This window comes from Candidatus Poriferisodalis sp., from assembly GCF_965221945.1.
Classification (GTDB): Bacteria; Actinomycetota; Acidimicrobiia; order Acidimicrobiales; family Poriferisodalaceae; genus Poriferisodalis.
In genome coordinates this window covers 2,678,967-2,692,113 of the sequence record NZ_OZ244925.1, presented here as the reverse complement: position 1 = coordinate 2,692,113, position 13,147 = coordinate 2,678,967, and the positions used below count along the sequence as shown (strand labels likewise).

10 protein-coding genes are annotated in these 13,147 nt (G+C 66.2%); 4 read left to right on the top strand and 6 right to left on the bottom strand.

The genetic code is table 11. From position 1 onward, the window contains the following. The first annotated feature begins 47 nt into the window (after positions 1–47). A complete protein-coding gene (locus tag ACOQPH_RS12490; RefSeq protein ID WP_420621706.1) occupies positions 48–329 on the top strand; it encodes an HU family DNA-binding protein in 282 nt (93 codons plus the stop codon). A gap of 8 nt (positions 330–337) precedes the next feature. On the opposite strand, the gene ACOQPH_RS12485 is transcribed toward ACOQPH_RS12490, so the two are convergent. Beyond that, a complete protein-coding gene (locus ACOQPH_RS12485; RefSeq protein WP_420621705.1) occupies positions 338–1,651 on the bottom strand; it encodes an MFS transporter in 1,314 nt (437 codons plus the stop codon). A gap of 17 nt (positions 1,652–1,668) precedes the next feature. Next, a complete protein-coding gene (locus tag ACOQPH_RS12480) occupies positions 1,669–2,886 on the bottom strand; it encodes a cytochrome P450 (RefSeq protein ID WP_420621704.1) in 1,218 nt (405 codons plus the stop codon). Between the two features lie 73 nt (positions 2,887–2,959). Here ACOQPH_RS12480 and ACOQPH_RS12475 point away from each other — a divergent pair, with 73 nt between their 5' ends. The 3 genes from ACOQPH_RS12475 (at position 2,960) to ACOQPH_RS12465 (ending at position 6,286) form a co-directional block, all read left to right on the top strand. Continuing rightward, positions 2,960–3,712, top strand: coding sequence for a crotonase/enoyl-CoA hydratase family protein (locus ACOQPH_RS12475; protein WP_420621703.1), 753 nt, complete (start codon positions 2,960–2,962; stop codon positions 3,710–3,712). A gap of 35 nt (positions 3,713–3,747) precedes the next feature. Further along, the gene (locus tag ACOQPH_RS12470) at positions 3,748–4,767 is read left to right on the top strand and encodes a zinc-binding dehydrogenase (RefSeq protein ID WP_420621702.1); all 1,020 of its coding nucleotides are present in this window, start codon (positions 3,748–3,750) and stop codon (positions 4,765–4,767) included. 94 nt (positions 4,768–4,861) lie between these two features. Continuing rightward, the gene (locus ACOQPH_RS12465) at positions 4,862–6,286 is read left to right on the top strand and encodes a DHA2 family efflux MFS transporter permease subunit (RefSeq protein ID WP_420621701.1); all 1,425 of its coding nucleotides are present in this window, start codon (positions 4,862–4,864) and stop codon (positions 6,284–6,286) included. Positions 6,287–6,299: 13 nt separating this feature from the next. On the opposite strand, the gene ACOQPH_RS12460 is transcribed toward ACOQPH_RS12465, so the two are convergent. The 4 genes from ACOQPH_RS12460 to ACOQPH_RS12445 form a co-directional block, all read right to left on the bottom strand. Further along, entirely contained in the window at positions 6,300–7,373 is a 1,074-nt protein-coding gene (locus ACOQPH_RS12460) for an alpha/beta hydrolase fold domain-containing protein (protein WP_420621700.1), read from the bottom strand. Positions 7,374–7,458: 85 nt separating this feature from the next. Next, positions 7,459–9,075: a SulP family inorganic anion transporter gene (locus tag ACOQPH_RS12455; protein ID WP_420621699.1), complete on the bottom strand. Its 1,617-nt coding sequence runs from the start codon at positions 9,073–9,075 to the stop codon at positions 7,459–7,461. 64 nt (positions 9,076–9,139) lie between these two features. After that, a complete protein-coding gene (locus ACOQPH_RS12450) occupies positions 9,140–11,365 on the bottom strand; it encodes an acetyl/propionyl/methylcrotonyl-CoA carboxylase subunit alpha (RefSeq protein WP_420621698.1) in 2,226 nt (741 codons plus the stop codon). Positions 11,366–11,447: 82 nt separating this feature from the next. Beyond that, the gene (locus tag ACOQPH_RS12445; RefSeq protein ID WP_420621697.1) at positions 11,448–13,073 is read right to left on the bottom strand and encodes an acyl-CoA carboxylase subunit beta; all 1,626 of its coding nucleotides are present in this window, start codon (positions 13,071–13,073) and stop codon (positions 11,448–11,450) included. Between the last annotated feature and the right edge of the window lie 74 nt (positions 13,074–13,147).

Below are 13,147 nucleotides of genomic sequence, written 5' to 3'. Positions count from 1 at the left end.
GTGTGCTGAGGTGATACCCCGAATCCCTTTGTGAGAGGAACTGGACCGTGGCCAACAAGGCAGAGACCATTAAGGCGGTAGCCGCTCAAGCCGGTGTAACTGCGGGCGACGCAGAGCGGACGCTGTCAGCGTTCTTCGATCTCGTCGCGGCGGAGGTGAAGGCCGGTGGCAAGATCACCTGGCCAGGATTCGGCACCTTTTCCATGTCCGAACGTGGCGCCCGGATGGGACGCAACCCCCAGACCGGCGAGTCCATCGAGATTGGCCCGAGCCGCTCGTTGAAGCTGGCAACCGCGGCTGCCATGAAGAAGCAGCTGATGGAGGGCTGAGCCAGCGCTCAGCCAGTCGGCGCCTGCTGCGGCGCCGTACTTCGAGAACGGCGCATCGTCGCCATGCAGAGGCATGACGTGAGGGCCATCACCGCGATGACTCCGTAGGTCGCGTCGAAATTGCCTGTCCTGTCAGCGAGCCAACCGCTCGCCGCTGGACCGATGACGGACACCGGGCCATAGAACATTGTCATCGTGCCGAGCACAGCCGCAAACGTGCGGTCGGCAACGTGATCGCTCACAAACGTGGCGGTAAGCGATGGGTAGGCGAACGATGCGCCGCCGAACACGACCACGGCGGCGACGATGATTGCTGCATTGGGAACGCGCGCCGCCAGCACGACACCGGTGCATGCGCTGATGGCCATCACGGTCGCCATCGTGGCGGGACGGCCCATGCGATCGCTGAGACGGCCGAAGGCCAAAGCGCCGACCATCGAACCCGCCCCCATGCCGGAGAACACCAGCGTGGCGGCCAAGCGGTCGAAGCCGTGGTCGCGCTCGAGTGCCAGACCCAGGAAGTTTGCGAACGATGACGTCATATAGGCGAACGCCATGTACGCCACGACGGCCCGTTTCCAGCCCTGGATCTGCCGCAACGCTGCGAGTCCGCCGACGTTGGCGACCCGTTCAGTACGGCCCACCCTGACGAACAGCGTCAGCGCAACGAGCAGCAGTATCGAGATCGCTGCCTCGCCCAGCCAGAGCGGCCGCCAGATCGCGTCGCTGCCAGCCACGTTGCGCATCGCCGCAGTTGCCAGGGGAACGCCGATGAATGCTGCGCCCATGGTGCCGGTGAGCACGCCGAGCGCGGCGCCTCGCCGAGCCGCAGGCACTCCCTCGCTGGCGATGACTGGAGCGGTGAGCCAGATACCCCCGCCGCCGAGGCCCGCCAGTGCAGTTCCGATCACCACAGCGAACGGAGACGACGCCGTTCCCACCACGACGAGGCCGATCGTCGACGTGACGATGCCGGCTCGCAGAAGCGTGAACGGTTCGACACGGCCCGCGCTGAACGTGACGATCACCACACCCGTGAAGTAGGCGCCCATGTTCGTCGAGCCGAGCGCGCCGACCAGCGTGTCGCTCAGCCCGAGTTCGGGGGCCATAGCGGGGAGCAGTACCCCGATGGTGGCCCGACCGAAGATGTGCGACACCACCCCGGAGAAGGCCACGAGCACGACGCGGCCCCAGCGCACGCGGTCGAAGTCGACCCCGTCGCTGGCCGCATCAGCAACCGCCGCCGGGTCCAGCGTCGCCACGGCATCGCCCAGTCCTGCCGCGGCGGGCGTGACCCCGAAGGCGTCGGGCAAGCGGCCCATCTGCAGAGTGGCTGGGGTCAGTGCCCCGGCGTGAACCTGATGGGCAGAACCGTCGGACCCCAGATCCCGTTCGAGAGCGGCTTCCACTCGACGTTGCCGGCGAGCTGAAGGTTTGGCATGCGGCGTGCGATGGCCTTGAATGCCTCCTGCAGCTCTGCCCGGGCCAAGAAGGCCCCCAAGCAGTGATGGATGCCGCTGCCGAAGGTCATGTGCGGGATGCCTGAACGGCGCGTGATATCGAAGTCTGTGGGCTCGACGAACTTCTCGCCGTCGTAATTGGCGCCCACAAGGCTCGGGAAGATGAAGGTGTTGGCCGGGAACTCGATGTCGCGGTAGGTGATCGGCTCGCTGGCGTAACGGGCCGTGCCGCGTATCGCGCCGAGATACCGCATGACTTCTTCGACGGCTCCCGGCGCCAACGATGGATCGTCCGCCAGGACTCGGAACTGTTCAGGGTGCTGTGTGAACAGCGCTACCGCGCACGCGAGCTGGTTGCGAGTCGTGTCAGTGCCCGCGAGCAGAAGTGAGTTGGCGAGCGACAACAACTCCTCCGTCGACAGCCGATCGCCTGCTTCGGACACGGCGATGAGGTCGGACAGCAGGTCGTCACGCGGCGCCGCCCGGCGCTCGGCGATGAGCGCCGTCATGTAGGCCTCCATCTCGTCCTGCGCAGCGACGATGGCCGGACCGTCCCGGTGGAGGTTGCCGTTGAAGATGCGGAAGATGTCCGTCGCCAAGCGTCCGAACAGCTTCCAGTCCTCGCGAGGAGCACCCAGCATCTCGCAGATGATCGGAATCGGATACGGCTCGCACACCTCGCTGACGAACTCGGCCTCTCCCCGTGCGCAGATCGGATCGAGCAACTCGTCGATGACCTCGGCCATGAACGGTCGCAGTCGCTCGGCTGATTTCGGTGTGAAGGCGGGTCCGACGAGGCGACGGATCCTGTGGTGTTCGTCACCCTCCATCGCCAAGATGTTTCGACCGGAACGCCGCTTGAAGTCCGGGTTGTCGTAGCCCTGCATCTCCGCGATCAGCCCAATAGCCGAGTACCAACGGTCGTCGCGCAGCATGGCGGTTGCGTCGTCGTAGCGAGTGATGACGTAGCCGAGTGGCGTCCGTGCAATCCAGTTGTGGTCTTCGAGCAGATCCACCAGCAGCCGCCGCTGTTCCTCCCATGTCACCGGATCGAGGTCCAGTTCGGGCATCTCCACATCGGCAACTGGTACGGCCATGGGCGCACCCTAACCAGCCCTGCACTGGCCTCGGCTCGGGCACGCTGGGGGGCGCAGCCGTAACATTCGCACGATGAATGACGCAGGCACACCGGGCAATGGCACATCGGGTAATGGGGAATCAGGCAATGGCACGGTCTCAGCTGAACGACACGGCAGCGTGCTGCTGGTCCAGGCGGACGATGGCAAGGCGAACGCGTTCTCGGTGTCGATGCTGGCGGCGCTGGACGCGCAAATCGATGCAGCCGAGGCCGATGACGGCATCGGTGCGGTGGTCATCGCCGGCAACCAACGGGCTTTCTTTGCGGGGTTCGACCTCAACGTGATCCGCGGCGGCGACCGTGGCGCGATGACCGAGCTGGTGTCAGCAGGTGGCGCAATGGTGCGGCGGGCCTACGGCTCATCGGTACCCGTGGTGGCCGCATGCACCGGCCACGCCGTTGCAGCGGGAGCGTTGCTGCTGCTGGGTTGCGACTATCGCGTCGGCCCCGATGCGCCCGTGCGGATCGGGCTGAACGAAGTGGCAATAGCGCTGACGCTGCCGGACTGGGCCATGGCGATTTCCAAGGAGCGCCTGTCCAAGCGTCACCTGCAGCGCTGTGTGGCGAACGCCCGGCTCTTGGACGGCGTGGGTGCGGCAGAAGCCGGCTTCCTCGACGAGGCGGTGGCACCGGATGCGGTCATCGAGCGGGCGCTCGATGTAGCTGCGGAGCTGGCCGACACGCTCGACCCCCGTGCCTACGCCGGCACGGTGCGGGCACTGCGAGGCGACGTGCTTGCTGAGATGGACGCATCTGTCGAACGAGACCGCGCCTCGGCGGCATGAGAGACCGATGAAGGTCGGCGAATAGGGGCACTGCGATGAAAGCAATCGTCTTCTCGGAGCACGGCGACATCGATGTGCTGTCGTATCGCGACATCGACACGCCCGAGTTGCAACCCGGCGAAGTGCGGATCGCGGTGCGGGCCTGCTCGCTGAACTACCACGACGTATTCACACGCCGGGGAATGCCAGGGATCAGGGTGCCGTTGCCGGGCATCCCGGGCTGTGACGCCGCAGGGCAGGTTGCCGAGCTCGGTCCAGGTGTCGAGGGATGGTCGGTGGGCGACCGGGTGCTCGCAGACCCGGTCCATTGGGATCGCGGGAGCGGCAAGTTCTCCATGATCGGCGACACCCTGTGGGGCGCCTATGCCGAGTACGTCACCGTGAGCGAAAGCCAGCTGATCTCGCTGCCCGACGACGTTTCTTACGAGGATGCTTCGTGCCTGCCGGTCGCGTACGGCACCGCCCACCGGATGATGATCACCCGCGGCGAGGTCGGCCCCGACGACACTGTGCTGATCCTGGGCGCCAGTGGGGGAGTGGGCACCAGCGCGTTGCTGATCTCCAAGTTGCTCGGTGCGAAAGTGATCGCTGCGGCGGGCACCGACGAGAAGTGCCAGCGCCTCGCCGACCTGGGGGCCGACGAGACGATCAATTACTCCGAGGTCGACATTGCCCGCTACTGCCGAGAACAGACCGGCGGCCTGTTCGGCGGGGGCGGCTACGACGTGGTGGTCAATTTCACTGGCGGCGACACCTGGGCCCGTTCGTTGCGATGCGTGCGGCAGGGCGGGCGTGTCCTGACCTGCGGCGCTACCGCTGGCTACAACCCGCCGACTGACCTGCGGTTCATCTGGACCGCCGAGATGGACATCCGAGGTTCCAACGGGTGGAAGCGCGACGACCTCGATGAGCTGCTACGGATGGTGCAGTCGCGCGAGCTTGTACCAGTGATCGATTCCCTGGTGCCACTGCCCGACGGCGTTGCGGCTCACCAGGCCATGGAGGAGCGACGCTTCTTCGGCAAGATCGTCATCACTGCTGACGCGCCGGTCTGAACGTCGCTGCAATGAGCCCCCACGGGACGGCGACGGCTGCCGACGGGGATGGTCGCAAGTACCTGCGTGACAACGCCGCCCGAGTCCTCGGCCTATGAGCGCACCGCCTCCGTCCGACGCCACGTCGAACGCAGCTGCGTACCGAACACTGTTCGTCACGTCGCTCGTTGGCTTCATGGTGGCGCTCGAGATCACCGTCATCGCGCTGGCTCGTGATGAGATCGCTCAAGCATTCCCAGACGCGTCAGCGGCCTCGCTGTCGTGGGTCATCACCGCCTACAACATCGGCGTCGCGTCGGTGCTGCTGCCAGCAGGCTGGATGGCTGATCGATTCGGCCGAAGAAGGATGTTCCTGTGGGGGCTGGCAATCTTCGCCGTCGGATCGCTGCTGTCAGGACTCGCGATTTCCGCTGAGCTGCTGATAGCGGCTCGCGTGCTGCAGTCCCTGGGAGGGGCGCTGCAGTTCCCGTCTGGCCTGGCACTGCTGCTGACGGCGTTTCCGATCGAGCGACGGCAGATGGCCATCGGCGTCTGGGGCGCCATGGGCGGGCTGGCAGCGGCGCTTGGCCCTTCAGTGGGCGCGCTGCTCGTCGACGCCCTGGGCTGGCGGTCGGTGTTCCTCATCAACGTGCCGGTGGCGCTGATGGCAATGCTGCTCGGACCGACCTGGCTGGCCGAGAGCAGAGGCGAAGGGGTGGCGCGGCGTGTCGACCTCGTGGGTGTGCCCCTGGCCTCGATCGGCGTCGGCGCGTTCGTGCTGGCCATCGTTCAGGTATCTGACTGGGGTTGGACCGCTTTCGGGACGCTCGCCTCGTTGACGGTGGGCGCCGTATTGCTGGGCTTGTTCATTGCGCGCTCGCATCGCCACCCAGCGCCGCTGTTCGACCTGGGCTTGTTCCGGCTCCGCAGCTATCTCGTCGGCAATCTCGGCACCGTCGCCTTCGCGACGGCCTTCTTCGCGTGGCTGATCGTGCTTCCCGAGTTCCTTCAGCGCAGCTGGGGCTGGTCGGTGCTGAAGTCGGGATTCGCCATGGCGCCCGGGCCGATGGTGTCCTCAATGCTTGCCCCGATCGCTGGCCGGTTCGCCGATCGGTTCGGGTCGCGCCCGCTCTTGGTCGCAGGCGGGTTGTTGGGCGTGACCGCAGCCGCGATGCACTTGGCGTGGACCGGTACAGAACCCAGCTACGTCACGGGCATGCTGATTCCCGGAGTGGTCGTGGGCTTGTGCGCCGCCTGCGGTTTTGCGCCGCTGGTCGGAGCGGCGATGCGCGACGTGCTCCCCCCTCGATATGCGATGGCTGGCGCAGGCCGCACGACGATCTTCCAACTCTCGGTGGCTCTTGGCGTCGCCGCTGCGATCGGCATTGTCGGCCGACCTGCATCGCCTGACGAGTTCCTCGGCGGGATGCGCTGGGTGTGGCTGTTGGCGCTGGTTCTGTTTGCCACCCAAGCGCTGCTGTTCGCGACGGCGTACCCCCGGCGCGATGGCGCCCCCATCGCCCGGGCACGCGCAAACTGACTGAGCGGGACAGCTACACCGAGTAGGCGAAGTCGCGCAGGGCGGCGGCGGTAGATGCGTACACGTTGGGCATTGCGCCGCGGAAGATGACGTCGCCCGCGTGGCAGGTGCCGTTGATGGTGCGAGCCGTTGCGGTGTTCCCCGCAGCGGTCAGCTTGCGGTAGTACGTCAGTCCCTCATCGCGCAGCGGATCGAGCTCGTTCACGGAAATGACGTGCGGGGGCATGCCCTCCAGCTCCTCGACGCTGACGTGCACTGGCCACGCGAGCGGATTTGTCGCATTCTCGCCGGTGGGGTCGTACACCTTCGCGAGGGCGCCCATGTTCTCGCAGCCCAGGAAGTACTGGTCGTTCTCGTGCAGCGATGGCAGGTCGGCGGGCGGGTTCGCGTACATGCCCGAGATGTACGGGCACTGAGCGAACACGCCGTCGATGATCTCGAGATAGCCGTCGCGCTTGGCCTTGAGTGTCGTGGCCAGCGTCAGGTTCCCGCCGCCAGACTCGCCCGAAACGGTGATCGTGGAAATGCCCAAGTCGCCCTTGTTGGCCGCGACCCACTGCAACGCAGTGCTGCAGTCGTTGAGGCCGGCCGGGAACGGGTGGTTGCCAAGCGCACCGCCGCCGTTGCGGTATTCGACGCCCACGGCCACGAGGCCAATGGAGGCGAGCTCATCCCTCCAGCGACCGAAGTTGGCGTCGGCTGCTGTGAGGATCACCATGCCGCCGCCGTGAATGTGGAAGATGGCCGGCAGCGGCCCTTCGACTCCGGCGGGACGGTGGATGTACAGGCTGATCTCGTTGCCGTCAGGCCCGGTAATGGTGACGTCGTTGCGCTCGATGCCCTCGATCGGCGGCAGGCCTTGGTAGAGCACGTCGAACATCATCTGGAAGCCCGGCTCGGCCTCGTCGCAGTAGGCGTAGAGGTCCTCGATGGGCGTGTCGGCGTTGACCGGCGTCGGTTCGCCGTGGCCGTCGAGGCCGAGCTCCGTCATCACGGCAACCATTCGGCGATCTGCTCGCGGGTCGGTCCCCAGCGTCATGTCTGGGTCGCCGAGCCGTCCCGGTCGATGTACTTGCGTCGCGCCCATGAGCGGTCCCCTCTCTGCCAGGTGGCCCGGTGCACCCCGGGTTGGCGCAGACAGTAGCCCTAGGGCCTGTCGCCACGCGTCGCGTCTAGGCGAGCAATTGCCTGGCTGCTTCTCGGGCCTCATCGAGGCTTGCGACAACGTGCTCGTCAGGGATTTGGCGCAGCACGTTCAGCGATTCGAGCGTGGCGGCAGGCTTGCCGTCGAGGGCCATGACGATGCAGGTCGCATCCGCGGCCTCTGCCGTGTCGATGAGCTGCTCGATCACCAGGGCGGCGCTGTCGTCGATGTAGTCGGTCTCGGAGAAGTCCAAGATCACGACTTCGTGGCCGACGATGTCGTCGCCGATGGTGCGGATGAGCTTGCTCGAGGATGCGACGGTGAAGCTGCCACGCAGCTTCACGATGCCAACACGTGCGGAGTAGGGGCCGATGCCGTGGATGTCAGGCATCTGGTCGTGGAGAAAGATCTGGTCGAGCAGCGGCACCGACACGACGCTGTCGAGCTGCAGCCGTTCCAGTTGGCGGGCGCCGATCATGCCGGCCACGATCAGCCCGACCGCCACCGCTGTGACCAAGTCGACCAAGACAGTGATGCTCAGCGTCGTGAGCATGATCAAGAGGTGCTCTCGCTGGACGCGCCCGACGCGCGCCAGAAACCGCCAGTCGATGATCTGCCAGCCGAGCACGGCGAGCATGCCCGCCAAGGCGGCATGGGGAACGAATTCGAGGTAGCGCGCAAGCCCCAGCACGATTGCCAGCAGCGCCAGAACGCGCACAACCACCGAGACACGCGTCGTTGCCCCGACGCGGATATTCAGCACTGTCGTGACGAACGTCATGTGCCCCGGGAGCCCACCGATGAGCCCGGCCGCGACATTGCCGACTCCGAGGCTCATCAAGCCACGGTTGGCGTCCTGCTGGGTGCGGGTCTGAGCGTCGACGGCGAGCGAGGACAGCAGGCCGCGCACGGTGCTGAGCAAGGCAATAGTCAGTGCCGGTACCAACGAACTTGCCAGGAATTCGAGCGACAAGACCGGCTGCTGGAGCTCGGGCAGGCCTGTGGGGACATCAACGATGGTGGGCACGTCGCCCAGCCAGATGACGCTGAGCAACGTGCCGCAGATGAGGCCTGCAACCGTCGAGGGAACAGCGCGCCGCAGTCTGCGCGGCCACGCAATCGCGATGACGAGCGTGACGACAGCGATCGCCAACGCACTGGCGTTCAGGTCGCCCAGCGCGTCGGGCCACTCCCGGATCGCCGTGAGGGGCTTGGTGATCTTCACCGTTGCGCCCGCGAACGTCTGCACCATCGAGACGACGATCATCACGCCGACGCCGGAAGTGAACCCCGCAATCACCGAGTAGGGCGTGTAGGAGACATAGCTGCCGATGCGAAGAGCACCCATCAGCACCTGGATCAAGCCAGCCAGTATCACGACCGTGAACGCCTCGGCTGCGCTGTCGGCGTGTGTGGCGATGACTGCTGCCATCGCCACCGCCATCACGCTGCTGACGCTCGCGATCTGCGGTCGGGCGCGTTCGAAGATGCCTACGAACAGTCCGACGGCGATCGCTCCATAGATGCCGCTGGCTGGCCCAAGTCCTGACACGACACCGAACGTCGCCGCGGGTGTGATCGAGACAGCCGCGGTTGCCAGACCGCCGCTGACATCACCTCGAAGCGACTGCAGGTCGTAGCGCATTTCGGAGTTGCCCGACCCCTCCCGATCGCCGACCGGAACGACGCTATTCGACGGGGTGGACCCGTTATTCGTCTGCCGCGATGACCACGAGCAGTTCGCCGTTGTCGACCTGATCGCCGACAGCAGCGCGCACCTCGCTCACTTCGCCGTCGGCCGGTGCAGTGATCTGGTGCTCCATCTTCATGGCTTCCATCACCACCAGCACCTGGCCAGCGCTCACCCGATCTCCTTCGGAGACGTTGACCATCAGCACCTTGCCGGGCATCGGCGCGACCAGCCCGCCCTCGACAGCCTCGGCGTGCGGGTCGGGGAATCGAGAGCGCTCCCGCAATGTCGCCGAACCGGTGAGCGGCCCAGTGACGTACCAGTCGTGACCGCGACGGCTGATCTGCCAGGTGCCTCGCATCCCGCCGCCAGACTCATTGAGCGCAGTGACGTCGAGTTCGGCATCGAATTGCTCGGCGGGGGGTGCGTCGGTCACCTCGCCAGCCAAGTCGTCCACGATCGGGTGGATCTGGATCGAGTGGGGCCGTACGACGAACTCGCTGGAGTCCGGCAGGCCCCCCTCGCCGTCCCCGCCGCCGCTGTCCCCGTCGGCCTCGCCGTCGTTCGATTGGGGTTCGCCATCTTCTGGTGGCGCATACGGAGCGTCGACTCGCAGCGGCGCGACGCGCAGCCGATAGCTGCCGTCGCGCTGGCGCCGGTAGGCCACGCTCACATCCACCTCGCCCGCGGCCGGATCGAGAGCCGTGAGCGGCAGCACCTCGTCGGGCATGACGCTGTTGCGATATCCCGACGTCATGAAGCCCAGCGCAGTCGCCAGCTCACGATTTCGGGCCTGCGACACCAGTGCCACGGCCGACGCCGCTGCATGCAAGAACAGGCCGCGGTAGGGCGGCGAGTCGGTGGCAAGTCCCGTTCGGTCGATGAAATCGGTAGTGGTGTCGCCGGCGAGAAACTCGTCGCTGCGCAGCACCGCCGAGAGGAAATCGCGATTGGTGACAACACCGCCCAACCGGGTGCGGTCGAGCGCCGATGCCAGTCCCAGCGCAGCCTCGGTACGCGTCGGCGCCGCCATGACCACCTTGGCGAGCATCGGATCGAACTCTGTCCCGACCACCGAACCCATCTCGATGCCTGAATCGAAGCGCGCCTGCGGCTCGCTTGCCGGCGCCCAGAGCTCGACAGTGCCGGTTGCGGGCAGGAATCCGTTGGCGGGATCCTCCGCGTACAGGCGGGCCTCGACGGCATGGCCTGCGATCGCCAAGTCAGCCTGCGCGTAGCCCAGAGGCTCCCCGGCAGCGATTCGGATCTGCTCACGCACCAGGTCGAGACCGGTGATCTCCTCGGTGACAGGATGCTCGACTTGCAGGCGGGTGTTGACCTCGAGGAACCAGAACTCGGCGTCGTCGCCGCTGCCTTCCAGCAGGAACTCCACGGTCCCAGCCGAGTGGTAGCCAATCGTGTTGACGGCAGCGACCGCAGCAGCACCCATGCGCTCACGCAGCGCCGGTGTCACCGCCGGCGACGGTGCCTCTTCGATGACTTTCTGATGCCGCCGCTGGATCGAGCACTCCCGCTCGAAGCAGTGCACGACGTTCCCGTGTGTGTCACCCAGCACCTGGATCTCGACGTGGCGCGGCGCTGGCAGGTACCGCTCCAGGAAGACCGTGTCGTCGCCGAACGCACCGGCCGCTTCCCGGCGTGCCGCCGCCACAGCATCCGCGAGCGAGCTCGCCGAGTCCACGATGCGCATGCCCTTGCCGCCGCCCCCAGCCGAAGCCTTGACCAGCAGGGGATAGCCGACCTCAGCCGCCGCAGCAGCCAGGTCGTCTGGGGACATGGCTTCGCTCACCGGGACAGACGGCAGCGTCGGGACGTTCGCGGCGACCATTGTCTCCTTGGCGGCCAGCTTGTCGCCCATCGCCGCTATGGCCGCGGGGGGCGGCCCCACCCAGATCAGCCCAGCGTCGATGACAGCCGTGGCGAATTCGGCATTCTCCGACAGGAAGCCGTAGCCCGGATGCACGGCATCGGCGCCGCTGCGCTGGGCGGCAGCGATCACCTTGTCGATGGACAGGTACGACTCTGCTGCGGTCCGCCCGCCAAGCGGCACTGACAGGTCAGCGTCGGTGACAAACGGCGCTTCGGCGTCGCCGTCGGAATACACGGCGACGGTCGAGATGCCCATGGCGCTCGCGGTGCGGAAGACGCGGCGAACGATCTCGCCCCGGTTGGCAACGAGCAGCCGCCGCAGCGGGCGTTGCTGTGTTCGAGTGTTCTCGCTCATCGCACGCCTCCGTTGCACCCGGAAGACCCGTGTTGATGCGGCGTCTTCGGTTGGTGTCGTTGCCTGCTCATCCCAGCCGCCTCTACATCCGGAAGACGCCGAAGCCGTCGGCGCCCTTCACTTCGTTGTTGTGGCACGCCGACAGCGACATCGCCACGACATCGCGGGTGTCGCGCGGGTCGATGACGCCGTCGTCGGTGACTCGCCCGCTGGCGTAGGCGGAGAGGGATTTCAACTCGTGGAAGTGCTCGACCTGCTCGGTGATCTTGCGGTCGGCTTCGGAATCGAACTCGATTCCGCGCCGCATGGCTTGGCCGCGCCGCACGATCGACATGACGCCGGCGATCTGCTTCGGTCCCATGATGGCGATCTTGGCGGTCGGCCACAGGTACGTGAAGCGGGTATTGAACGCCCGACCCGACATGCCGTAGTTCCCTGCCCCGTAGCTGTTGCCGAGGATCACGGTGATGTGCGGCACCATCGAGTTGGACACGGCGTTGATCATCTTCGAGCCGTTCTTGACGATGCCGCCCTGCTCGAAGTCCTTGCCCACCATGTAGCCGGTGATGTTCTGCAGGAACAGCAGCGGGATGTCCTGCTGGTTGCAGAGCTGGATGAACTGGGTGGCCTTCTCGGAGCTGTCGCTGAACAGCGGCCCGTTGTTGCCGATGATGCCGACGGGGAAGCCGTGTACGGAGGCCCAACCGCAGATGAGCGTGGCGCCGTACCGCGACTTGAACTCCTCGAAGCGGGAGCCGTCCGTGATGCGGGCGATGACCTCGCGGCAATCGATCATGGCTTGGAGGTCCCGCGGCATCAGCCCGAGCAGCTCTTCGGGATCGTGGACCGGCGGGTCGGCTGGCATGGTCGGGCCGGGACCCAGCTTGCGCCAGTTGAGGTGCGAGACCACTTCCCGGCAGATACGCAAGGCGTCCGCTTCGTCCTCGGCGAGGTAGTCGGCCAAGCCCGAGATCTCGGCGTGCATCTGCGCTCCGCCCAGCGTCTCGTCGTCGGAGTCCTCGCCGGTCGCCATCTTCACCAGCGGCGGCCCGCCCAAGAAGACCTTGGACTGGTTGCGGATGAAGATGTTGTAGTCACTCATCCCGGGTTGGTAGGCGCCGCCGGCAGTGGAGCTGCCGAATACCACAGAGATCGACGGAATCTTCAGCTTCGACAGCTCGGTCACGTCGTAGAACAGCCGGCCGGATTCCGCGAAGTGACTCTCTTGCTCGCGCATCTGGCGTTCGGGATCGTCGTTGCCTCGCAGATCGCCGCCGGCCGATTCGACGAACTGGATGTACGGCATCCGGTTGTCGCGGGAGATCTCGATCGCTCGCATGATCTTGCGGCCGGCGAACACCGTAATGGCGCCGCCAAGCACCGTCGGATCGTTGCCTTCGATCATGCACTCGACGCCGTTCACGACACCGATGCCCATCACCAGCCCGCCGCCGACTGCGTAGTTAGAGCAGTAACCGGCCAGCGAGCTGATCTCGTAGAACGGCGAGTCACGGTCGACCAGCATCGAGACGCGCTCGCGGACCGGCATCTTGTCCCGGCTGCGCATGCGGGCCATCGCCCGCGGCCCACCACCCGCCGCGGCCTGCTGCTGCAATTCGTCAAGCTCGACGAGCTGTTCGCGCATGTCGTCGCAGTTCTTGGCGAACCACTCAGCAGACGTGTCGATGTGGGATCGCAGTACCGGCATATGACTCCCGCTAGGTGGTTTTGCGTTCGCCGCGCGTCCGGCCCCCGACGCAATCGCAGATGCGAACGTGCGAA